The sequence below is a fragment of the Paucibacter sp. JuS9 genome (assembly GCF_044043925.2).
Taxonomy (GTDB): Bacteria; Pseudomonadota; Gammaproteobacteria; order Burkholderiales; family Burkholderiaceae_C; genus JAUASW01.
The window spans coordinates 2,844,789-2,866,724 of record NZ_CP194172.1; the positions used below are offsets into that span (position 1 = coordinate 2,844,789).

Here is a 21,936-nt window from a genome sequence, read left to right on the forward strand (position 1 = left end):
CTCAGGCCAGGCGCTGGCGCGCCGATTCGTAAAGGCAGATGGCCGCGGCCGCGCCAACGTTCAGCGACTCCTCGCCGCCCGGCTGAGGAATGCCCACGGTCAGCGAGCAGCGTTGCATCAGGCTCTCCTGCACGCCCTGCCCTTCATGGCCCATCACCCAGGCACAGGGCTGGGGCAACCGGAGCTGATGCAAGTGCGCCTCGGCGTAGGAACTGGTGGCAATCAAGGGCACGTTCAGCCCCTGCAGATCCTCGGGCGCGAGACCTTCGATCAGACGCAATCCGAAATGTGCGCCCATGCCGGCGCGCAGCACCTTGGGGCTCCACAGCGCCGCCGTACCCTTGATGGCCAGGATCTGCCGGAAGCCAAGTGCCGCCGCGCTGCGCAGGATGGTGCCGACATTGCCGGCGTCCTGCAGCCGGTCCAGCACCACGGAATCCAGGCCAGGCGTCAGCGCCTGGCCGGCCGCATGCGGAACCTCGAAGCCGATCTGTGCCGGCGACTCCAGGCCGCTGACGGTCTTGAACAGCGGCGTGGGCACGACCAGCACGCGCGGCGCGGCCTCGGCGATGGCTCGCAAGGCCTGATCGTTCCAGCCTTCTTCGGTGATCACAGCCAGCGTGACCGGATGCGCCCGAGCCAGGGCCGCGCGTGCCAGGTGATCGCCCTCCAGCCAGATGCTGCCGATCTTGCGATAGGCCGCCGCATCGCCGGCCAGCTTGCGCAGGCGCATGAGCACCGGGTTGTCGCGTGAAGTGATGTGCTGGATGTCGGTCATGACTGGATCAATTCGCGCACTGGCGCGAAGCTGCGCCTGTGCCATGCGCTGACGCCATGCTCACGCAGCGCCGCAATATGTTCGGCCGTCGGGTAGCCCTTGTGCGTTGCGAAGCCATATTGCGGATGGCTCTCGTGCATCGCCTTGCAAAGCCGGTCCCGGTAGACCTTGGCCAGGATCGATGCCGCCGAAATCGCCGGCACCTTGGCATCACCCTTGACGATGGCCTCGGCCGGCACCTTGAGCACCGGCAGGCGGTTGCCGTCCACCAGCACCTGCGCCGGCTTGAGCCGCAGGCCTTCGACCGCGCGGCGCATGGCGAGCATCGTGGCCTGCAGGATGTTGATGCTGTCGATCTCCTCGACCGAGGCCTCGGCAATGCAGCAGCACAGGGCCTTGGCGCGGATTTCGTCAAAGAGTTGCTCGCGCTTCTTCTCGCTGAGCACCTTGGAGTCCCCGAGGCCCTTGATCGGCTGCTCGGGATCGAGGATCACAGCGGCGGCCACAACCGGCCCGGCCAGCGGGCCACGGCCAGCCTCGTCCACGCCTGCCATCAGGCCCGGAGTGAGCCAGAGCAGGCCCAGTTGCTCAGGCACCGGCAAGGACTTGCGAGATGGCATCGGCAGCCACCTGGGCCGTGTTGCGGCGCAGGAGTTGATGTTGTTCGGTGAAGCGCTGGCGCACCCGCTCGGCGCGAGCTGTATCGTCCAGCCAGGCCAGGCCTTCGCGGGCCAGGTTCTCAGGCGTGCACTCTTCCTGGATCAGCTCCGGCACCAGGAACTCGCGGCCCAGCACATTGGGAAGACCGTACCAGGGCTGGTAGTTGCGGCCCTTGATGCGCCACCAGTTGAAGGCGTGCATGCGATAGGCAATGACCATGGGCCGCTTGAACAGCGCAGCCTCGAGCGAAGCGGTGCCGCTGGCCAGCAGCGTGATGTCGCAGGCGGCCAGGGCCTCGTGCGAGCGGCCGTCGAGCACGCTCAGGTTCAGGCCTTGCGCATGGCGCTGGACGAGCGGGTCGATCAAGCTGCGCAAACCGGGCGCCACCGGCATCACGAATTGCAGGCCCGGCTTGGAAGCCTGCATGATCTGCGCTGCTTTCAGGAGCGGCTCGGCAATGTAGCGAACCTCGCTGCGCCGGCTGCCGGGCAGCAGCGCCACGACAGTGGCATCGGCCGGCAGGTTCAGCAATTGCCGACAAGCGGCTTGCGGCGGCTCCAGCGGAATCGCGTCTGCCAGCGGATGGCCGACATAGGTCGCGCCGATGCCATGCTTTTGCAGCAGCTCGGGCTCGAAGGGGAACAGGCACAGCACATGGTCGGCCGCGCGCTTGATTTTCTCGACCCGCTCGGCCCGCCAGGCCCAGATCGAGGGGCAGACGAAATGCACCGTCTTGACGCCGCCTTCGCGCAGCCGCGTCTCCAGGCCGAAGTTGAAGTCGGGCGCATCGATGCCGATGAACACCGCCGGCTTCTCAGCCAGCAAACGCGTGCCGAGCTGCTTGCGGATCGACAGCAGTTCGCGGATGTTCAAGAGCGCATCGACGTAGCCGAAGATCGACAGCTTGTGATGCGGCCACCAGGCCTCGAAGCCCTGCGCCGCCATCTTGGGGCCGCCGATGCCGGCCGCCGTGAGGCCGGGCCAGCGAGCCTTCAAACCCTGCAAGAGCAGGCCGGCGAGCAAGTCACCGGAGGCCTCGCCGGCCACCATGCCGATGCGAGGCGCAGTGGTCATGTGAGCACCCCGCTTGGCGGGTACGCCAAGCGACCCTCCGAGAGGGTCGGGCCTTGCTTGGGGCGGCCCGGCGCTGCGGCCCGGGCGCGGTTGCGCCATTGTTTCATCGCTTCAGCGAACGATGCCGCGAGCGGCCGAGGCAAGGAAGTCAAGCATCAGCTGAACCTCGGCGTCACCGCCCTGCCCGCGCAACTGCCCGATCTCGGCGATGGACTGCTCCAGCGTCAGGTTGCTGCGGTAGAGCAGCTTGTGGATCTGCTTGACGACGGCGATCTGCTCGGCCGTGAAGTCGCGCCGGCGCAGGCCGACCAGGTTCAACCCCCGCGCGGCCAGCGGATGGCCATCCACGGTCATGAAGGGCGGCACGTCCTGCGAAACATGGGCCTGGAAGCCCACCATCGCGTGGTCGCCGATGCGCATGCGTTGCAAGACGCCGGTCAGGCCGCCGATGGTGACCCAGTCGCCCACCTGCACATGACCGGCCAGTGTGGCGCCATTGGCCAGCACGCACTGGTTGCCGAGCACCACGTCATGGGCCAGGTGAACATAGGCCATGACCCAATTGTCGTCGCCGACACGGGTCTCGCCGCGGTCCTGCACCGTGCCGATATTGAAGGTGCAGAACTCGCGCACCGTGTTGCGGTCGCCGATGACCAGGGTCGTCGGCTCGCCGGCGTATTTCTTGTCCTGGTTGGGCGCACCAATCGAGCTGAACTGGAAGAAGCGGTTGTCACGACCAATGGTCGTGTGGCCCTCGATCACCACATGCGGGCCGACGACGGTGCCGGCGCCGATCGTCACATGCGGGCCGATCAGCGAGTAGGCGCCGACCTCGACCGAGTCGTCCAGCTCGGCCGCCGGATCGATGATCGCGGTCGGATGGATGCGGGCGGTCATGAGCGGTTCAGCCCTCGATACGGCGCATCGTGCAGATCAGCTGGGCCTCCGCGGCCACCTCTTCACCCACCAGCACCTGGCCGCTGAACTTGTAGATGCCGGCCTTGGCGCGGTCCAGCTTGACGTCCAGGAACAGCTGATCACCCGGCTCGACCGGACGCTTGAAGCGCGCATTGTCGATGCCGACGAAATAGACAACCGAGTTGTCGTCCAGTTCCAGGTCAGCGGTGACCAGGGCCAGCAGCGTCGCCGCCTGGGCCAGCGCCTCGATCATCAGCACGCCCGGCATGACCGGGCGGTGCGGGAAGTGTCCGGTGAACTGCGGCTCGTTGATGCTGACGTTCTTCAGCGCGCGGATGGCCACGCCTTTCTCCAGCGTCAACACGCGATCCACCAGCAGGAACGGGTAGCGATGGGGCAGTTTCTTCAGGATCTGGTGGATGTCGAGCATCATGTCTGTCACTTTAAATTCTTCTCAAGGGCGCGGACGCGTTCGCGCAGCGCGTGGAGTTGACGCAGCGTGGCTGCATTTTTCTCCCAGCTGGCATTGTCGTCGAACGGAAACATGCCGCTGTAGATGCCCGGCTTGTTGATGGAGCGCGTGATGGCGGTGCCCGCCGACACATGCACGCCATCGACCAGGCTCAGATGCCCGAGGATGATGGCCGCACCGCCCACGGTGCAATGTTTGCCTATCACCGCACTGCCTGCCACGCCCACGCAACCGGCCATGGCCGTGTGCGCTCCCACCTGCACGTTGTGCGCGATCTGGATCAGGTTGTCCAGCTTGACGCCGTCTTCGATCACCGTGTCGCCCAGCGCGCCGCGATCGATACAGGTGTTCGCGCCGATTTCAACCTCATTGCCGATACGCACCGCACCGAGCTGCTCGATCTTGACCCATGCGCCCTGGCTGGGTGCAAAGCCAAAGCCGTCGGCACCGATCACCACGCCCCCATGGACGATGCAGCGTTCACCGATGCTGCAATCGAAGCCCAGGGTCACCCGCGCAGCGAGCCGCGTGCCCGCGCCGATCCGGGCGTTGCGCTCGATCACGCAGTGCGCCCCGATGCGCGCGCCGTCGCCGATCCGGGCATCCGCTTCCACCACCGCCAGCGGGCCGATGTCGACATCAGCACCAATGGTGGCACTCGGGTCAATCACCGCACTGGGATGGATGCGCGCCGCCGACTGCGGCCGGACGCGCGCGGCCCACCACTGAGTGAGCCGGGCGAAATACAGGTAGGGATCGGGTGTGACGATGGCGGCGCCGCGGGCGGCGGCCACCTCGGCCAGCGCTGGCGCCACGATCACACAGGCGGCGCGGCTCTCATTGAGCTGCGACTGGTAGCGTGGATTGGCCAGGAATGCCAGCGAACGCGCCGAGGCTTCGGCCAGTGGCTGAAGCGAGTCAATCTCGGTGTGGGCGTCGCCATGAAGATCGCCGCCCAAGGCGGCGATCACATCAGCCAGCGTGGTGATGGCGACGGCAGCCAATCACTTCTGCGCGTTGAGGGCGTCGATCACCTTCTTGGTGATGTCGACGCGCGAGCTGGCCAGCACTGCATCCTGCACGATCAGGTCGTACTTTTCGTTGTCGAAGATCTGCTTGATCACGCGGTTGGCGCGCTCGATCATGGCCGTCATTTCCTCGGTCTGGCGGCGCTGCAGGTCTTCCTTGAACTCGCGCAGCTTGCGCTGCAGTTGCAGACCCTGGTCGGACAGATCACGCTGGCGGCGCAGGCGCTCGGTCTCGGACAGGCTCGGAGCGTCCTTTTCCAGCTTCTCTTCACCAAGGCGCACCTTGGTCTCAAAGTCCTTGAGTTCCTTTTCGCGCTTGCTGAATTCGGCTTCGAGACGAGCCTGCGCCGCCTTGGCCGCACTGCTCTCACGACTGATCCGCTCGCTGTTGACGTAGCCGATCTTCAGCTCTTGGGCCTGGGCCGACAGCGTCGGCAGCGAGGTGATGGCAGCAATGGCCATCGCAGTAAGCAGCTTGCTCTTCATCAGAATGCAGTCCCGATCTGGAATTGGAATTTCTCGATTCTATCTTTGCCGTACTTGCGGATTGGCGCGCCATAGCTGAGGCGCAGCGGGCCCATCGGCGACATCCAGCTCAAGCCGATACCGGCCGAAGCCCGAAGCATATCCGGACCATCGATCAGATTGCCATCGCGCCCCTTGCTGTCGCGGTCCCAGCGCAGCTTGGTGTATTCGGCCCAGACACCACCGGCATCGACGAAGCCGAACAGGCGGAAGGTCTTGTCATTGCCAGAGCCAGGCACCGGCAGGTACATCTCGGCATTGATGTTCAGGCGGCGGTTACCGCCTGAATAGGAACCCGTCACGTCCACCGGACCGAGCGAGCCGGCCTCGAACACCCGCACCGAGCCCAGGCCGCCTGCGTAGAAGTTCTTGAAGATCGGATATTCACGGCCGCCCAGGCCAGCGCCATAGCCGAACTCGGCGTTGACCATCAGCGTGAACTTCGGGCCGTAGACCTGGAAGAACTGCTGGTATTGCAGGTTGGCGCGCACGAAGCGCGAGTCACCCACCGGGCTCAGTTCGAAGTTGGCGCGCTGATACTTGCCGGCCATCGGCGAAAGCACGCTGTCGCGGTTGTCGCGCTGCCAGCCGATCGTCAAGGGGAAAGACGTGCTCTTCTGACCGAACTGCTGGCGGTACAGGAAGTAGCTGTTCGGCAGGCCGGCCGAGGTCGTGATCTTGGTCTCTTCGTAGCCTGCGCCGAAGAACACGGTGTCCTGCTCGGAGAAGGGCACGCCAAAGCGCAGCGAGCCGCCACGAGTGACCAGCTGGTAGAACTCACCCAGCGTGTTCAACGGCTTCGTGGTGCGGTAGAACACGTCCACGGCGCGCGAGATGCCGTCCACCGTGAAATACGGGTCCACCGTGCTGAAGGTCAGCGCGCGGCCGGTACGGGCCGTGTTGACTTCAACGCCGAGGTAGTTGCCGGAGCCAAAGACGTTGTCCTGGCGGATTGAGCCGCTCAAGGACATGCCCTGCTGGCTGGAGTAGCCGGCACCGACCATGATGTTGCCGGTCGGGCGCTCGGTCACCGTCATCACCACATCGACCTGGTCTTGCGCGCCGGGCACTTCGTTGGTTTCGAAGTTGACGTCCTTGAAGTAGCCCAGGCGCTCGACGCGGTCTCGCGAGGCCTTGATGCGACCACCGTCGTACCAGGCCGATTCGAACTGGCGGAATTCGCGGCGAATGACTTCATCGCGGGTCCGCGAGTTGCCGGAGACCAGCATCTTGCGCACATAGACGCGGCGCTGCGGGTCGGCCACGAAGGTCACCGTGACGCGGCCGGTGGCGCGGTCGATGTCCTGGCGGCTCTCGACGCGCGCGAACGCATAGCCGTAGGTGCCGTAAAGGTCTGTGAAGTTGCGCGTGGTCGCATTGACCGCGTCGACACGGTAGGGCTCGCCCGGGCGCAAGGCCACCAGGCGCTTGAACTCTTCGTCGCGGCCCAGGAACTCGCCTTCGAGCTTGACGTCGGTGACCATGAAGGGCTCGCCCTCACGCACCGTGATCGCCACGTTGATGCTTTGCTTGTCCGGCGAGATCGTGACCTGGGTCGAGGCGACAGCGAAGTCCAGATAGCCCCGGTTCAGGTAATGGGAGCGGATCTTTTCCAGATCGGCTTCCAGCTTGGCGCGCGAATAGCGGTCGGTCTTGGTGTACCAGGTCAGCCAGCCGGTGGTGGTCTGCTCCAGGAGGCCCAGCAGCGTGCTCTCCGAGAACACCTTGCTGCCGCGAATGCTGATCTCGCCGATCTTGGCGGGCTCGCCCTCCACCACCGTGAAAGCCACGTTCACGCGGTTGCGCTCCAGTGGCGTGATCGTGGTCGTGACCTGTGCGCCGTAGAGGCTGCGGGTCAGGTACTGGCGCTTGAGTTCCTGCTCGGCGCGGTCGGCCAGTGCCTTGTCGAAAGCCTTGCCTTCGCCGATGCCGACGTCCTTCAGGGACTTGGACAGCGCTTCGGTGTCGAACTCCTTCAGGCCGACGAAGCTCACATTGGCGATGATCGGGCGCTCTTCGATCACCACCACCGCGGTGGTGCCGTCGATGTTGATGCGCACGTCCTTGAACAGGCCGGTGGCAAACAGGGCGCGCAGCGCCGCGGCACCCTTTTCATCGTTGTAGGTATCGCCGATGCGGAAAGGCAGCGACGCAAAGACGGTGCCCGGGTCGGTGCGCTGTGCGCCCTCGACGCGGATGTCCTTGAGGACGAAGGGATCGACTGCCCAGGCCGCACCGGTGTGCAGCACGGCGGCGAGCGCCAAGGTCAGGACTGACGGACGCATACGCGCGCGGTGGCTTTTCATCAGGGACATGCGAACGGAGATTCAGTACAGGCCCAGCTTGTGGGCCATATCGTTAGACAGGGCAAGCGCCATCATCAGCAGCAGGACGAACGCGCCTACGCGCTGCAGCTGCCTGTGCCACCACTCCGAGACGGGGCGACCGCTCAGACCCTCGAAAAGATAATACATCAGGTGTCCCCCATCGAGCATCGGCAAGGGCAGCAGGTTCAGGACGCCGAGGCTGACACTCACCAGTGCAAGAAAGCTCAGGAAGTAGCTCAGGCCCATGGTCAGGGACTGGCCGGCATAGTCGGCAATGGTCAGTGGGCCGCTGAGGTTCTTCAAAGATGCTTCGCCGACAAGCATGCGACCGAAGACCTGCAAGGTCATCGTCGAGACCTCCCAGGTGCGTTCGACACCGCCCATCAACGCATCAACAAGGGATCGGCTGACCGTGACCATCTCGGGCGGCGCGCCCACCATGGCCTCGATACGGCCCTGTTTCTTCTCGCCGCTCTGGACGGCCTGCGGCGTGACCTGCAGCTCCAGCACCTGGCCGGCACGCTCGATCTTCCATTGCATCGCTCGGCCCTGCTCGCCATCGACGGCCGCCCGGATGCGTTCACGCAGGGCCGCAGCATCGGAGGGCGCGACGCCATCGACACTCAGCACGCGATCTCCCTTGAGCAAGCCCGCCTGTGCGCCCGCACCGGTCGGGTTGAGCTGGCCCAGCACCGGTTCACTGAACGGCAGGCCCAGGCCGATGCGCTTCAAGAGCTGGGCGTCGAGCTCGCCCTTGGGTATCAGATCGGTTTCCAGCGTGACGCTGCGTCGGCCATGGCCGGCACGGTCACTCACGCTCAGCACCAGGCGTTCGCCACGCGACACCGAACGCATCAGGTGCCAGCGCAGTTCGGGCAAGGACTGCAGCTCGGTCCAGGTCTGGCCATCGGTCGAAACAGCCTGCACCCAGTCACCTGCCCGCAGGCCGGCGCGTTCGGCCAGGCTGCCGGCATGCGGCGCGCTCAGTACCGATTTCGGCTCTTCGACACCCAGCCAGCTGGCTGCCGCAAACAGCAGCACGGCCAGCAGCAGGTTGATCAGAGGCCCGGCCGCGACGATGGCCGCGCGTTCCTTCAGCGGCCGGTTGTTGAAGGCCTGCTCGCGCATGTCTGCTGGCACCGGGCCTTCGCTTTCGTCCAGCATGCGCACATAGCCGCCCAACGGCAACAGGCTCAAGGTGAATTCGGTTGCCCCCGGATGGGCCTGTCTGCGCCAGAGCACACGGCCGAATCCGATGGAGAAACGCAGCACTTTCACGCCGCAGCGGCGAGCAACCCAGTAGTGGCCAAACTCGTGCACCGGCACCAGGATGCCGACGGTCAGGAGAAAGCCGAGGATCTGCAGAGTCACGCGGAAATGGCCTTCATCAGGTCTTGCGCATGCCGCCGGGCCCGGGCATCGAGGGCCAGCAGGCCTTCGACGCTTTCACACTCGCCAGCCTCGGGCTGCAATTGCTCCAGCGAGGCCTGGTTGACCTGGTGGATCTGGTCGAAGCGCAGACTGCCCGCCAGGAAGGCCGCGACGGCCTCTTCATTGGCGGCATTGAGAACAGCCGTGGAACCTTCGGCGCCACGCAGCGCTGCCCAAGACAGATGCAGGCCCGGGAAGCGCCGCTCGTCCGCCTCTTCGAAGCTCAGCGACGGGCAGGTCAGGAGATCCAGGCGCTGTGCGCCCGATTCGATGCGCTCGGGGAAGGACAGGGCATAGGCGATGGGCACCCGCATGTCGGGCGTGCCCAGTTGAGCCAGCACCGACATGTCGCGGCACACGACCATCGAATGGATCAGGCTTTGCGGATGAATCAGCACCCGAACCTGCTCGGGCTTCAGGTCGAACAGCCAGCGCGCCTCGATCACCTCGAGCGCCTTGTTCATCATGGTGGCCGAATCGACCGAGATCTTGCGGCCCATCACCCAGTTTGGATGTGCGCAGGCCTGGTCGGGCGTCACGTCACGCAAGGTGGCGGGGTCACGCTGGCGGAACGGGCCGCCAGAGGCCGTCAGCACGATGTGATCGATGCGCTGGTGCCAGGTCTTGCGGTCTTCGGGCAGGCATTGAAAGATGGCCGAATGCTCGCTGTCCACGGGCAGCAGCGTGGCTCCGCCCTCCTCGACCGCGCGCATGAAAAGCGCGCCACCGAGCACGATGGCTTCCTTGTTGGCCAGCAGGAGGCGCTTGCCGGCGCGCGCCGCGGCCAGCGCCGGCGCGAGGCCGGCCGCGCCGACGATGGCGGCCATCACCATGTCCACGTCGGGGTGCGCGGAGATGTCGGACAGCGCCCGAGCGCCGTCCAGCACCTCGGTGTGACCGCCCTGCTCGCGCAGCTTCTCGCGCAACTGGCGGGCCAGGGCTGCGTCAGGCATGACGGCGAAGCGCGGCTTCCACTGCAGGCATTGGGCGGCCAGCTCATCCACGCGGCACATCGCGCTGAGCGCGAACACCTCGTAGCGCTCCGGGTGACGACCCAGCACGTCCAAGGTGCTGGTGCCGATGGAACCGGTGGAACCGAGGATGGAGATGCGCTGCGGGCGCGTGGAATTCATGCTCATAGGCTGCTCAGCGCCAGTGCCAGCGGGAACACCGGCAACAGCGCATCGACACGGTCCAGCACGCCACCGTGGCCGGGCAGCAACTGGCTGCTGTCCTTGGCGCCGACGGCGCGCTTGATCAGCGATTCAAACAGATCGCCAACAACACTCATGCTGGAGAGGAATATCAGGGCCAGCGTGCCGACAGGCCAGGGCTGACGTTGCAGCAACTGGAACAGGCTGGGTGAATCGATCTTGAAATGATGCTCGATCACCGCGGTCCAGAACACCGACAGCAGGAGCACGCCCACCATGCCAGTCCAGACGCCTTCCCAGCTCTTGCCCGGACTGATGGCCGGCGCCAGCTTGCGACGGCCCATGGTGCGGCCACCAAAATAGGCGGCGATGTCGGCCATCCAGACCATGCAAAAGATGGACAAGAGGAAATTGATCCCGATGGCCTTGGCCTGCGCAATCGCCAGCCAGGCGGCCCACAGCGCCACGGCGCCAAGCACCATGCGCAGCAGCTGAGGAATCTGCGGCCAGCCTTTGACGCCACTGCGCAAGGCATAGGCGCCGCCGAGCACCCACAAGCTGCCGGCAAGCCACCAGCACCAGGCCGGCGGCGCGCTGAGGCCCAGGGCCAGCAGCGTGGTTCCGCAGGCAGCGGCGATCGCAGCACCAAAGCTGAGGGCCGGAGCTTGAGGCAGGCCGTTGAGCTTGGCCCATTCCCAACCACCGGCAGCAATCATCACCAGGGTCAGGATTGCAAACGGCCAGGGCGAAGCGGCAAAAATGGCTGGCAGCAGAATGGCCAGCAGGACGAGGGCGGTGATGATGCGTGTGCGCAGCATGTCAGTGCCCGCCCGGCTGCCCAAAGGGCGCTGTGCGCCCCCTCGGGGGGCAGGGAACGAAGTGAACGTGGGGGCTCATGATGTCAGCTACCCGCCAGGGCCGGTGCTTCCTTGACGCCACCGAAACGCCTGTCGCGTTCACGGAAGGCTTCAATGGCCGCATCGAGCTGCTTGGCACCAAACTCGGGCCACAGGCAATCGGAGAAGACAAACTCGGTATAGGCCACCTGCCAGAGCAGGAAGTTGCTGATGCGAACCTCGCCGCCGGTACGGATGAAGAGGTCCGGGTCCGGCGCATAGCTCATCGCCGTGAATTCCGAGAGCTTGGCTTCGGTCAGCTGCTCGGGTGGCACGCCGGCCTGCATCGCGGCCTTGCAGGCCTGCACGATGTCCCAGCGGCCGCCGTAGTTGAAGGCCACCGACAGCGTCAGCTTCTTGTTGTCTTGCGTGCGGGTCTCGGCTTCGTTCCAGGCATTGCGCAGCTTCTCGGAAACCGCCTCGCGGTCGCCAACGATGCGAATGCGCACGCCCATGTCGCCGATTCGCGCCAGGTAGCGCGACACGGCGGCCAGCACCAGGCCCATCAACCCGGAGACTTCGTCGCTGGAGCGCTTCCAGTTCTCGCTGGAGAAGGCAAAGACGGTGAGGTACTCGATCTCGCGATCGATACAGGCCTGGATCACGTTGACCAGGGCATCGACCCCTTGCTTGTGGCCGAAGAAGCGCGGCAGAAAGCGCTTCTTGGCCCAGCGGCCATTGCCATCCATCACGATGGCGACGTGGCGCGGTACCGCCTTGCTGATGCTTTCGCTCACGGGCTTCAGACGGCCAGGATCTCGGCTTCCTTGCCAGAGATCAGCTTGTCGATCTCGGCAATGACGCGGTCGGTCAGCTTCTGCACTTCGTCCAGGCTGCGACGCTCGTCATCCTCACCGATCTCCTTGTCCTTCAAGAGCTTCTTGGCATGCTCGTTGGCATCGCGGCGCAGGTTGCGAACGGCGATCTTGGCGTCTTCACCGGCGTTGCGCACGACCTTGGTCAGGTCGCGGCGGCGCTCTTCGGTCAGCGGCGGCATCGGCACGCGGATCAACTCGCCCTGGCTGGCCGGGTTCAGGCCCAGGTCCGACTCGCGAATCGCCTTCTCGATCTTGGCGCCCATGCCCTTTTCCCAGGGCTGGACGCTGATCGTGCGGGCATCGAGCAGGGTCACATTGGCCACCTGCGAGATCGGCACCATCGAGCCGTAGTAGTCAACACTCACCTGATCCAGCAGGCCCGGGTGGGCACGGCCGGTGCGGATCTTGTGCAATTCGTTCTTGAGCGCCTCGACGGACTTGGCCATCTTGGCTTCGGCGTTCTTCTTGATGTCTGCAATGCTCATGATGATTCTCGAACGTGGGTCTTGCTACTTCTTGCGTCTCTCAGACGTGGACCAGGGTGCCTTCGTCCTCGCCCATCACGACGCGCTTCAGGGCGCCCTGCTTGAAGATCGAGAACACCTTGATCGGCAGCTTCTGGTCGCGGCACAGCGCAAAGGCGGTAGCGTCCAGGACCTGCAGGTTCTTGCTGATGGCTTCGTCGAACGTGATGCGCGAGTAGCGCGTGGCCTCGGGGTCCTTCTTGGGGTCGGCACTGTAGACGCCATCGACCTTGGTGGCCTTCAGCACGATCTCGGCACCGATCTCGGCACCGCGCAGCGCAGCGGCGGTATCCGTGGTGAAGAAGGGGTTGCCGGTACCGGCGGCAAAGACAACGACCTTGCCTTCCTCGAGGTACTGCAGCGCCTTGGGGCGCACATAGGGCTCGACCACCTGCTCGATGGCGATGGCCGACATCACGCGGGCGGTGATGCCTTCCTGGCGCATGGTGTCGGCAAGGGCCAGCGAATTCATGACCGTGGCCAGCATGCCCATGTAATCGGCCGTAGCACGGTCCATGCCGACGGAACCGCCAGCGACGCCACGGAAGATGTTGCCGCCGCCGATGACGACGGCCACCTCGACCCCCATCTGCGTGATCTCGCGAACCTCCTGGACCATGCGCACGATGGTGGCGCGATTGATGCCGTATGCATCGTCACCCATCAGGGCTTCACCGGAGAGCTTGAGCAGGATGCGCTTGTACGCGGGCATTGTGACCTCGGAGTCTGCGTTGGGTGTGAGGCACCGCGTTGCCGCCCCTCGGCAACAACGCAGGCACAAGTGTAAAGGGCGCCAGAGGCGCCCTTTGTATCAGGAGGCTTACTGCCCCTTGGCGGCGGCCACCTGGGCGGCCACCTCGGCGGCGAAGTCGTCCACCTTCTTCTCGATGCCCTCACCAACCACGTACAGGGTGAAGCCCTTCACGTTGGTGGCCTTTTCCTTGAGCATCGCAGCGACGGACTGCTTGCCGTCGGCGGCCTTCACGAAGACCTGGTCCAGCAGCGAGACTTCCTTCAGGAACTTCTGCACCGAGCCTTCGACCATCTTGGCGACGATTTCAGCAGGCTTGCCGGACTCAGCGGCCTTCTCGGCAGCGATCTTGCGCTCCTTCTCGACCAGCTCGGCAGGCACGTCGGCAGACGACAGGGCGGCCGGCTTCATGGCGGCCACATGCATGGCGACGTCCTTGGCGGCGATTTCGTCACCGTCAAATTCAACGACCACGCCGATGCGGGTGCCGTGCAGGTAGGTGGCCAGCTTGTTGCCGGCGGCATAGCGCTGGAAGCGGCGGATCGTCATGTTCTCGCCGATCTTGCCGATCAGGCCCTTGCGCACGTCTTCCACCGTCGGGCCGAAGCCTTCCTGCGACAGCGGCAGAGCCGACAGGGCAGCCACGTCGGCCGGAGCGTCGGTAGCGATCAGGCCAGCGATGGCGTTCACGAAGGCCAGGAAGGCATCGTTCTTCGACACGAAGTCGGTTTCGCAGTTCACTTCGACCAGGGCGCCGACACCGGCGACCACGGCCGTGGCGACCACACCTTCAGCCGTCACGCGGGACGAGGCCTTGCCAGCCTTGTTGCCCAGCTTGACGCGCAGGATTTCTTCGGCACGACCCAGATCGCCATCGGCTTCGGTCAGGGCCTTCTTGCACTCCATCATCGGAGCGTCGGTGCGAGCGCGCAGCTCACCCACCATGCTTGCGGTAATTGCAGCCATCTTCAGTCTCCATCACCCGGGCGACAAGCGCCCGAACAAAAAATCAACTTGGAAAAAAGGGGCTGTAAGCAGCCCCTTCGCATGGGTGTGACGAGGGCTTAGTTGCCTTCGTTCACTTCCACGAATTCATCACCTGCCGGTGCGGCGGCTTGCACCACCTCGTTGCCGGCGTTGGCACGGCCTTCCAGCACGGCGTCGGCGACAGCGCGGGCGTACAGAGCCACGGCCTTGGCCGAGTCGTCGTTGCCCGGGATGATGTAGTCGATGCCGATGGGCGAGTGGTTGGTGTCAACCACGCCGATCACCGGGATGCCCAGCTTCTTGGCTTCGGCAACGGCAATCTTGTGATAGCCGACGTCGATCACGAAGATGGCGTCCGGCAGTGCAGTCATGTCCTGGATGCCGCCGATGTTCTTTTCCAGCTTGGCGATTTCGCGCTGGAACAGCAGGGCTTCCTTCTTGATGGCGGGCTGCGTGCCGGCATCAACCTGGGCTTGCATGTCCTTCAGGTTCTTCAGCGAACCCTTGACCGTCTTGAAGTTGGTCATCATGCCGCCGAGCCAACGCGAGTCGACGTAGGGCATGCCGCAACGCTGGGCTTCCAGGGCAATGACTTCACGGGCTTGACGCTTCGTGCCGACCATCAGGATGTTGCCGCGCTTGGACGCCAGATTGCGCACAAACTTCATCGCTTCCTCGAACTTGGGCAGCGTCTTTTCGAGGTTGATGATGTGGATCTTGTTGCGATGGCCGTAAATGAACGGGGCCATCTTGGGGTTCCAGAAGCGGGTTTGGTGACCAAAGTGGACACCGGCTTCCAGCATTTCGCGCATCGTGACGGACATGAAGTAACTCCGAAGGTTGGATCTAAAATCCGGCTGCGAATCGTTCTGCAACACATGACGTGCGACGTGCGACGTGCGACGTGTATTACGTCTTTTACGTCTTTGCAGGACGACACCTTTCAGTAGCCGGTTTGCGATTTATTTCGCTCGAGCACACCAGGCAAAACGCCTATGGCATGCGGCAAAACCCAACGAGTATATCACCCTTGATGCCTGATGACCTGAGCGCTGCACTGCAGCAGCGACATGCGGGCCGCCTTGGCGCCGTCGAAGCGATGACGAAAAGCCTGGCCGCCGCTCGCAGCGAAGCTTGTAGTCACGCCTGGGTGCGCGATTTCTTCGACAGCGCCCTACTGCACGCTCGCCAGTGCGATGAACTGCAGGCCGCCGGCCTGCCGCTTGCACCTCTGGCCGGGCTGGCCATCAGCATCAAGGACCTGTTCGATGTTGCTGGGCAGCCCACCACGGCCGCTTCGGCGTCGCTGACGGACGCGGGCCCGGCTGCTCAAGATGGCGCCGCAGTGGCCCGCCTGCGTGCCGCTGGCGCCGCCCTGGTAGGTCACACCAACATGACCGAGTTCGCCTTTTCCGGCCTCGGCATCAATGCGCATCACGGCACGCCCCTGAATCCGGTCACGCGCCCGCTCGATGGCCTGGAACGGATTCCCGGCGGCTCCAGCTCGGGCGCTGCCGTCTCGGTGGCCACCGGCGCAGCCTGGGCCGCACTGGGTTCGGACACCGGCGGTTCGATCCGGATCCCGGCCGCCTTCCAGGGTCTGGTCGGTTTCAAGAGCACCGCAGCGCTGACGCCCCGCGACGGCAGTATTCCGTTGTCGACTTCGCTTGACACGGTCTGCGCGATCACGCGCAGCGTTCGCGATGCGGTACTGATCCACGAGATCCTCGCCGCGCGCCGCGTGGCTATCGTGCCGCGCCCGCTGCGGGCCTGGCGCCTGGCGCTCGTCACTGAGCCTCTGCTGCTCGACAGCATGGACGCCACCGTCAGCCTCGCCTTCCAGCGCAGCCTGCAGGTATTGCGCCAGCAGGGCGCACAGATCGAAGAAATCTCCCTGCCCTGCCTGCAAGGCCTGGCGGCCTTGCAGGCCCAGGGTGGCCTGGTAGCCGCTGAAGCCTGGGCCTGGCACCGACACCGAATGCAAGAACTGATCCCCATGTACGACTCCCGCGTATCCACACGCATCCAGCGCGGCGCCGCCATCAGCGCTGCCGACTACATCGATCTGCAGGCGCTTCGCCGCGACTGGATTGCCGACATGCAATCCGATCTGACTGGCTTCGATGCCGTGATCAGCCCCACCGTGCCGGTGGTCGCGCCTGAGCTGGCGCCACTTGAGGCGAGCCTCGACGCCTACATGGCCACCAATGGCCTCGTGCTGCGCAACCCGGCCGTCGTGAACATGCTGGACGGCTGCGCGATCAGCCTGCCTTGCCAGCAGCCTGGCGAACTGCCCGTTGGCCTGATGCTGTGGAGCACGGCCCATCAGGACGATCGCCTGCTCTCGCTGGCGCTGCAGATCGAAGCGGCGCTCGCCGCGGGAGTGCAGTGATGCGAGTTGCCGTGATCGGCGCCGGCATTGCCGGCGTCTGCAGCGCCTTCGAGCTCGCGGCCGATGGCCATGAAGTGACCGTGTTCGAGCGACGCGGCAGCGTGGCTGCCGAATCGAGCTTCGCCCACGGCGGCTTGATGGCGCCGGCCTACCTGACGGCCTGGAGCGCACTCGGTCGCCGCGCTTTGCTGCAGCCCAGGCGCAAGCACAGCTCGCTGCACTTGAGTGCGACAAAGCTGCTCTCACCCGCCGTGTGGCGCGCAACCTGCTTCAACGCCGAAAACGCCAAGCGCCTGCAGCCCCTGCTCAGCTACAGCCAGGCTCGCCAGGCCGAGCTGCGTCACTCGCTGCAGCTCGACTACGAGCGCAGCGAAGGCCTGCTGATGCTGCTGCGCAGCGCTCGTGAGCTGGCCGCTGTAAAGGCCGGTCTGACGCTGCTGACCGAGCTTGGACTGCCACACCGGCAGTTGGACGCAGCCGAATGCCTTGCACTGGAGCCTGGTCTCAGCCCGGATACGCCGCTGGCCGGCGGCATCCGCCTGCCTCAGGACGAGGTCGGCAACTGCCGCCAATTCGCGCACCTGATGCGCGGCGAGGCGCGCCGCCTCGGCGTCCGATTCCGCTTCCACACCACCGTGCAACGCATCGAGCCCGGCGCGAAGCCGCAGATCCTGCATGCCTACACGCCGCCGGAGGAAAGCCTCGCAGCAGCCGGCCCCGACAGCGACTCGGGCGGTGACACCCGCCCAGAGACCATGGAGCCGCAGCTGGAGAGCTTCGATGCCGTGGTGATCTGCACGGCAGGTGACTCGGCCGCGCTGCTGAGGCCGCTGGGCCTCAAGCTGCCACTGATGACCTGGCAGGGCTACTCGATCACCGCACCGCTGCGGCAGCTTGAAGCCCATCCGGACCTGGGCCCGCGTTCCGGCCTGGTTGATGCCCAGTACCACGTGAGCATGAGCCGCATCGGCCAGCGCGTGCGGGTCACCGGCGTGACCGAAATCGGCGGCCGCTCTGCGCAGATGAGCCAGCGCGCCACGGATACGCTGCACAAGGTGCTGCATGACTGGTTCCCGGGAGCTGCCCAATACGGCGCGGTCCAGCGCTGGCGCGGCGCCCGTACTCGCGTCGCTGACGGCTTGCCGCTGCTGGGCGCGAGCGGCCTGGCTGGCGTCTGGCTGAACACGGCGCACGCCGACGGCGGCTGGTCGCTTGCCAATGGTGCGGCGCGCGCCCTGGCCGACCAGATGGCCGGCCGGGCAAGCGCGGTCGACCTGGCCGGCATGGACATTTCCAGGCTGCGCTGACAAGCTGGCGCCATGCTGACCCAGGTCCTGCCCGCGCCTTTTTCGCGTCCGCTGCACAGCGCGGCGCAATGCCGGGCGCTCGAGGCCGGCGATCACCAGCCGCCGCTGATGGAACGCGCCGGGCTCTCACTCGCCAAGCTCGCGCTGGCGCTGCAGCCGCATGCAAGGCGCATCCACATCGTCTGCGGGCCAGGCAACAACGGCGGCGATGGCTTGGTTGCGGCGCGCTTGCTGTTGGCTGCGGGCCGCGAGCCGGTCGTGAGCCTGATCGACGCAGGCAAGGCGGCACCGCCCGACGCAGCCCGGGCATTCGCGCAAGCGCAGGCAGCGGGCGTCACCATCAGCCAAGGATGGAGAGATTGCCCAGGTGCCGGGCTGTTGATCGACGCACTGCTGGGGCTTGGCCTGAGCCGCCAGCCAGAAGGGCCGATCGCAGCCACCATTGAACGCATCAATGCCCAGGCAGTACCGGTGCTGTCGGTCGATCTGCCCAGCGGGCTGGCGAGCGAAACGGGCAGCGTCCACGGCGCCTCGTGGGTCCGCGCACAAGACACGCTGGCGCTCCTGACCTTGAAGACCGGCCTCTTCACCGGACAAGGTCGCGAAGCAGCCGGCCGCATCTGGTTCGATGATCTCGGCATGGCCGTGCCGGCCGATGGTCCTTGCCAATTGATCGGCGCAAACGCCATGAGCGCCCGCACCACGAGCTGGCATGCCGCCCACAAAGGCAGCCGCGGCGATGTGCTGGTGATCGGCGGCTCACCCGGCATGCAAGGCGCCGCACGTCTTGCCGCGCGCGCAGCCTTGGCGAGCGGTGCCGGTCGCGTCTATCTCGGCCTGCTTGGCGAGACTGGCGATATCGCCGATCCAGGGCGGCCCGAGCTCATGCACTGGCCAGCCGCAAAGCTCGGCGATCCGGCAGCGTGGCAAGGCCGCGTGCTTGTGGCGGGCTGCGGCGCCGGCGAGGCCATCGCAGCCTTGTTGCCAACGCTGCTCACCGAAGCCGAACGGCTGCTGCTCGACGCCGACGCCCTGAACTGCATTGCCACCGATCCAACGCTACAGGCCCAGCTGCGCGAGCGCGGCACCCGGCAGCAGTCGACCTGGCTCACGCCACATCCGCTGGAGGCCGCGCGCCTCTTGGGTTGCAGCAGCGGTGAGGTCCAAGCTAATCGCCTGGCCGCCGCCGAAGCGCTGGTTCAACGCTATCGCTGCGGCATTGTCTTGAAGGGCTCCGGCAGCATCGTGCTCAGCCCGGGCGCCCTGCCCTCGATCAACTCAAGCGGCAATGCGGCCTTGGCGACGCCGGGCAGCGGCGATGTGCTGGCGGGTTGGATCGGCGGCCTGTGGGCTCAGGGCGGCGCAAGCGCTGGCCAGGCAGATCAACTCGCGATGGCCTGCCGGGCCGTCTACTGGCACGGCGCTGCGGCGGACGCACAAAACGCCGGCCCTTTGCGGGCCAGCGATCTGATCGAACGCATGCACAGCCTGCACCAGCGCCCCTGAAGGCGCCGCGCAGTCAGGCAATCTCCATCAACGACGCTTACGGGTGCGGGCTTCGGCGCCAGCGCGGGCCTTCGTGCGAGCCGCCTTGACCGGATGGGCTGGCGGCGCTTCAGCAGCCACCTTGGGCGGCCGTGCGGGCTTGCTCGGCTTGGCCTTGCGACCACCTGCCTTGACCGTCCTGTCCTCACGCCGGACCTGCTCCAGCGCCTCGACGGCGGTCTTGGGCACTTCCTTGGGCTGATGCGTCTTGTCGCGCGGCGGCTTGGCGCTGGGGCGCGCATCCTCACCATCACGCACCAGGCGGAAATCGATCTTGCGGCCGTCCAGGTCGACCCGGCTGACCTGCACCTGCACCCGCGCGCCAGTCGCATAGCGGATGCCCGTGCGCTCGCCGCGAAGCTCCTGGCGCACCTCGTCGAAGCGGTAGTACTCGCCACCCAGCTCGGTGATGTGGATCAGGCCTTCGACGTACAGCTGGTCGAGCTGCACGAACAGGCCGAAGCTCGTCACCGCGCTGACCGTGCCGCTGAACTCTTCGCCCAGGTGCTCACGCATGTAGCGGCACTTGAGCCAGGCCTCGACGTCGCGCGAGGCCTCGTCAGCGCGGCGCTCGTTGGCACTGCAATGGGCACCCACGACTTCCCAACGCTCAGCTTCGGTGGACGCGTTAGCCGGGTTGATCGGCTTGGGGCGGCCGGGGCGCTTGGCCGGCTCCGGCACGTTCATCTTGCCAGCGTCCAACTGGTAGCGCTTGCTGGCCAGCAGGGCCTTGATCACGCGATGGACCAGCAGGTCTGGGTAACGGCGGATCGGGCTGGTGAAGTGGGTGTAGGCCGGATAGGCCAGGCCGAAGTGGCCGCCGTTGGCACCGGTGTAGATCGCCTGCTGCATCGAGCGCAACAGCATCGAATGGATCTGCGTGGCGTCGGGCCTGTCTTTCGTGGCTGCAGCAATCGCCTGGTATTCACCGGGCTTCGGGTCATCGCTGATGCCCAGGCCGATGCCCAGCGCGCGCAGATAGGCCTGCAAGGCCGTGCGCTTCTCGGGTGTCGGGCCCTCGTGCACACGGAACAGCGAAGCATGCTTGCCGCCGGCGATGAAGTCGGCCGCGCTGACATTGGCAGCCAGCATGGCCTCCTCGATCAGCTTGTGTGCCTCGTTGCGGGTGCGTGGCACGATCTTCTCGATCTTGCCGTTGTCATCGCACACGATCTGCGTCTCGGTGGTTTCAAAGTCCACCGCACCGCGCTTGGCGCGCTGGCCCAGGAGCGCCCGGTAGACCTCGTGCAGATGCAGCAGATGCGGCACCAGGTCCTTGCGGCGCGCAGCCTCAGGGCCATGCGTGTTGCCCAGCACCGCAGCGACCTCGGTATAGGTCAGCCGCGCATGTGAATTGATGACCGCCGGGTAGAACTGGTAGGCGTGCGTCTGGCCCTCGGCATCGATCAGCATGTCGCAGACCATCGCGAGACGGTCTTCATGCGGATTCAGGGAACACAAGCCGTTGGACAGCTTCTCCGGCAACATCGGGATGACGCGGCGCGGGAAGTAGACCGAGGTGGCGCGTTCATACGCGTCGTCGTCCAGCGGCTCGCCGGGCTTGACGTAATGGCTGACGTCAGCAATCGCGACGATCAGACGCCAGCCGTTGAAGGCCGTCTTGCCCCGGCCCTGTTTGTGCGGCTCGCAGTAGACCGCGTCATCGAAGTCGCGGGCGTCTTCACCGTCAATGGTGACCAGGGCCACGTCGCGCAGGTCAACACGATGCTTCAGGTCTGCATTGCGGACCCGCTCGGGCAGCTTGGCGGCCTGCGCCTGCGTCGCCGCGCTGAAGGCATGCGGCACCTCGTACTTGCGAACCGCGATCTCGATTTCCATGCCGGGGTCGTCGATCTCGCCCAGCACCTCGGTCACGCGACCGACCGGCTGCGAATACAGCGAAGGCGGTTCGGTCAGCTCCACCGAAACAATCTGCCCAGCCACCGCATTGGCGATGGCATTCTTCGGAACCAGGATGTCCTGGCCGAAGCGCTTGTCTTCTGGCGCGACGAGCCAGATGCCGGACTCCAGCAGCAGGCGGCCGATGATGGGCTTCTTCTTGCGGTCGAGGATCTCGAGCACCTTGCCCTCGGGACGACCGCGCTTGTCGTAGCGCGTGATGCGCACGCGCAGTCGGTCGCCATGCATGACCGCATGCATCTCCTGCGAGGAGAGATAGACATCGGGCTGGCCGTCGTCAGGTATCAGGAAGCCATGGCCATCACGGTGGCCCTGCAGCTTGCCCTCGACCTCGCTGAGCAGCGCGCCACCGGTTCCGCCCGTGCTCAGGCTGGGTGCGCTTGCGTTCTTAAAATTTTTGATGATAGAATCCTAGTCTTTCCTGAAATG

20 protein-coding genes are annotated in these 21,936 nt (G+C 65.5%); 3 read left to right on the forward strand and 17 right to left on the reverse strand.

Features of this window, described 5'->3' with window-relative positions; translation table 11 throughout:
- Window position 1: 1 nt before the first annotated feature.
- The 16 genes from ABT392_RS12715 to rpsB form a co-directional block, all read right to left on the reverse strand.
- On the reverse strand, window positions 2-778 hold the full coding sequence (locus tag ABT392_RS12715; RefSeq protein ID WP_334276212.1) for a TrmH family RNA methyltransferase: 777 nt from the start codon (window positions 776-778) through the stop codon (window positions 2-4).
- The gene (gene rnhB / locus ABT392_RS12720) at window positions 775-1,398 is read right to left on the reverse strand and encodes a ribonuclease HII (protein ID WP_334276213.1); all 624 of its coding nucleotides are present in this window, start codon (window positions 1,396-1,398) and stop codon (window positions 775-777) included. Before rnhB ends, ABT392_RS12715 begins: the two co-directional genes overlap by 4 nt.
- Window positions 1,367-2,512: a lipid-A-disaccharide synthase gene (gene lpxB / locus ABT392_RS12725; protein WP_395385603.1), complete on the reverse strand. Its 1,146-nt coding sequence runs from the start codon at window positions 2,510-2,512 to the stop codon at window positions 1,367-1,369. The genes rnhB and lpxB overlap by 32 nt, the downstream gene beginning before the upstream one ends.
- A gap of 111 nt (window positions 2,513-2,623) precedes the next feature.
- Window positions 2,624-3,409: an acyl-ACP--UDP-N-acetylglucosamine O-acyltransferase gene (gene lpxA, locus ABT392_RS12730; protein WP_334276215.1), complete on the reverse strand. Its 786-nt coding sequence runs from the start codon at window positions 3,407-3,409 to the stop codon at window positions 2,624-2,626.
- Between the two features lie 7 nt (window positions 3,410-3,416).
- Window positions 3,417-3,860 (reverse strand): 3-hydroxyacyl-ACP dehydratase FabZ, encoded by a 444-nt coding sequence (fabZ, locus tag ABT392_RS12735; RefSeq protein WP_334276481.1) that lies wholly within the window; start codon window positions 3,858-3,860, stop codon window positions 3,417-3,419.
- Between the two features lie 8 nt (window positions 3,861-3,868).
- Complete coding sequence (lpxD, locus tag ABT392_RS12740) at window positions 3,869-4,906, reverse strand: UDP-3-O-(3-hydroxymyristoyl)glucosamine N-acyltransferase (RefSeq protein ID WP_334276216.1); 1,038 nt, start codon at window positions 4,904-4,906, stop codon at window positions 3,869-3,871.
- Window positions 4,907-5,416: an OmpH/Skp family outer membrane protein gene (locus ABT392_RS12745; RefSeq protein ID WP_334276218.1), complete on the reverse strand. Its 510-nt coding sequence runs from the start codon at window positions 5,414-5,416 to the stop codon at window positions 4,907-4,909. It abuts the gene before it with no gap.
- Window positions 5,416-7,761, reverse strand: coding sequence for an outer membrane protein assembly factor BamA (gene bamA, locus ABT392_RS12750; protein ID WP_395386826.1), 2,346 nt, complete (start codon window positions 7,759-7,761; stop codon window positions 5,416-5,418). Before bamA ends, ABT392_RS12745 begins: the two co-directional genes overlap by 1 nt.
- A gap of 21 nt (window positions 7,762-7,782) precedes the next feature.
- Window positions 7,783-9,153 (reverse strand): RIP metalloprotease RseP, encoded by a 1,371-nt coding sequence (gene rseP / locus ABT392_RS12755; RefSeq protein WP_395385602.1) that lies wholly within the window; start codon window positions 9,151-9,153, stop codon window positions 7,783-7,785.
- Complete coding sequence (ispC, locus tag ABT392_RS12760) at window positions 9,150-10,352, reverse strand: 1-deoxy-D-xylulose-5-phosphate reductoisomerase (protein ID WP_395385601.1); 1,203 nt, start codon at window positions 10,350-10,352, stop codon at window positions 9,150-9,152. Before ispC ends, rseP begins: the two co-directional genes overlap by 4 nt.
- Window positions 10,349-11,185: a phosphatidate cytidylyltransferase gene (locus tag ABT392_RS12765; RefSeq protein ID WP_395385600.1), complete on the reverse strand. Its 837-nt coding sequence runs from the start codon at window positions 11,183-11,185 to the stop codon at window positions 10,349-10,351. The genes ispC and ABT392_RS12765 overlap by 4 nt, the downstream gene beginning before the upstream one ends.
- 83 nt (window positions 11,186-11,268) lie before the next feature.
- Entirely contained in the window at window positions 11,269-12,000 is a 732-nt protein-coding gene (uppS, locus tag ABT392_RS12770) for a polyprenyl diphosphate synthase (protein ID WP_334276223.1), read from the reverse strand.
- A 5-nt stretch (window positions 12,001-12,005) separates the two neighbouring features.
- Complete coding sequence (gene frr / locus ABT392_RS12775; protein ID WP_334276224.1) at window positions 12,006-12,566, reverse strand: ribosome recycling factor; 561 nt, start codon at window positions 12,564-12,566, stop codon at window positions 12,006-12,008.
- Between the two features lie 40 nt (window positions 12,567-12,606).
- Window positions 12,607-13,317: a UMP kinase gene (gene pyrH / locus ABT392_RS12780; RefSeq protein ID WP_334276225.1), complete on the reverse strand. Its 711-nt coding sequence runs from the start codon at window positions 13,315-13,317 to the stop codon at window positions 12,607-12,609.
- A gap of 108 nt (window positions 13,318-13,425) precedes the next feature.
- Window positions 13,426-14,322, reverse strand: coding sequence for a translation elongation factor Ts (gene tsf / locus ABT392_RS12785; protein WP_334276226.1), 897 nt, complete (start codon window positions 14,320-14,322; stop codon window positions 13,426-13,428).
- 98 nt (window positions 14,323-14,420) lie between these two features.
- Window positions 14,421-15,167 carry a 30S ribosomal protein S2 gene (gene rpsB / locus ABT392_RS12790; protein ID WP_334276228.1) on the reverse strand — a complete coding sequence of 249 codons (747 nt, stop codon included), beginning with the start codon at window positions 15,165-15,167 and terminating at the stop codon, window positions 14,421-14,423.
- 209 nt (window positions 15,168-15,376) lie between these two features.
- On the opposite strand from rpsB, the gene ABT392_RS12795 reads away from it, so the two are divergent.
- Genes ABT392_RS12795 through ABT392_RS12805 form a run of 3 tightly spaced genes read left to right on the forward strand, consistent with a single transcriptional unit; the run spans window position 15,377 to window position 19,548 of the window.
- On the forward strand, window positions 15,377-16,735 hold the full coding sequence (locus ABT392_RS12795; protein ID WP_395385599.1) for an amidase: 1,359 nt from the start codon (window positions 15,377-15,379) through the stop codon (window positions 16,733-16,735).
- Window positions 16,735-18,042 carry an FAD-dependent oxidoreductase gene (locus ABT392_RS12800; protein WP_395385598.1) on the forward strand — a complete coding sequence of 436 codons (1,308 nt, stop codon included), beginning with the start codon at window positions 16,735-16,737 and terminating at the stop codon, window positions 18,040-18,042. The genes ABT392_RS12795 and ABT392_RS12800 overlap by 1 nt, the downstream gene beginning before the upstream one ends.
- Window positions 18,043-18,054: 12 nt before the next feature.
- A complete protein-coding gene (locus ABT392_RS12805; RefSeq protein WP_395385597.1) occupies window positions 18,055-19,548 on the forward strand; it encodes an NAD(P)H-hydrate dehydratase in 1,494 nt (497 codons plus the stop codon).
- Window positions 19,549-19,575: 27 nt separating this feature from the next.
- On the opposite strand, the gene rnr is transcribed toward ABT392_RS12805, so the two are convergent.
- Window positions 19,576-21,876 carry a ribonuclease R gene (gene rnr / locus ABT392_RS12810; RefSeq protein ID WP_395386825.1) on the reverse strand — a complete coding sequence of 767 codons (2,301 nt, stop codon included), beginning with the start codon at window positions 21,874-21,876 and terminating at the stop codon, window positions 19,576-19,578.
- Window positions 21,877-21,936 lie beyond the last annotated feature (60 nt).

Excerpts from the sequence above, each read along its gene's own strand:
- ABT392_RS12805 (WP_395385597.1), top strand. The coding sequence starts at position 18,055 with ATGCTGACCCAGGTCCTGCCCGCGCCTTTTTCGCGTCCGCTGCACAGC.
- pyrH (WP_334276225.1), bottom strand. The coding sequence starts at position 13,317 with ATGCCCGCGTACAAGCGCATCCTGCTCAAGCTCTCCGGTGAAGCCCTG.
- bamA (WP_395386826.1), bottom strand. The coding sequence starts at position 7,761 with ATGAAAAGCCACCGCGCGCGTATGCGTCCGTCAGTCCTGACCTTGGCG.
- ABT392_RS12715 (WP_334276212.1), bottom strand. The coding sequence starts at position 778 with ATGACCGACATCCAGCACATCACTTCACGCGACAACCCGGTGCTCATG.
- ispC (WP_395385601.1), bottom strand. The coding sequence starts at position 10,352 with ATGAGCATGAATTCCACGCGCCCGCAGCGCATCTCCATCCTCGGTTCC.
- lpxA (WP_334276215.1), bottom strand. The coding sequence starts at position 3,409 with ATGACCGCCCGCATCCATCCGACCGCGATCATCGATCCGGCGGCCGAG.
- frr (WP_334276224.1), bottom strand. The coding sequence starts at position 12,566 with ATGAGCATTGCAGACATCAAGAAGAACGCCGAAGCCAAGATGGCCAAG.
- tsf (WP_334276226.1), bottom strand. The coding sequence starts at position 14,322 with ATGGCTGCAATTACCGCAAGCATGGTGGGTGAGCTGCGCGCTCGCACC.
- rnhB (WP_334276213.1), bottom strand. The coding sequence starts at position 1,398 with ATGCCATCTCGCAAGTCCTTGCCGGTGCCTGAGCAACTGGGCCTGCTC.
- ABT392_RS12800 (WP_395385598.1), top strand. The coding sequence starts at position 16,735 with ATGCGAGTTGCCGTGATCGGCGCCGGCATTGCCGGCGTCTGCAGCGCC.
- fabZ (WP_334276481.1), bottom strand. The coding sequence starts at position 3,860 with ATGCTCGACATCCACCAGATCCTGAAGAAACTGCCCCATCGCTACCCG.
- ABT392_RS12745 (WP_334276218.1), bottom strand. The coding sequence starts at position 5,416 with ATGAAGAGCAAGCTGCTTACTGCGATGGCCATTGCTGCCATCACCTCG.
- rpsB (WP_334276228.1), bottom strand. The coding sequence starts at position 15,167 with ATGTCCGTCACGATGCGCGAAATGCTGGAAGCCGGTGTCCACTTTGGT.
- ABT392_RS12795 (WP_395385599.1), top strand. The coding sequence starts at position 15,377 with ATGCCTGATGACCTGAGCGCTGCACTGCAGCAGCGACATGCGGGCCGC.
- ABT392_RS12765 (WP_395385600.1), bottom strand. The coding sequence starts at position 11,185 with ATGCTGCGCACACGCATCATCACCGCCCTCGTCCTGCTGGCCATTCTG.
- lpxB (WP_395385603.1), bottom strand. The coding sequence starts at position 2,512 with ATGACCACTGCGCCTCGCATCGGCATGGTGGCCGGCGAGGCCTCCGGT.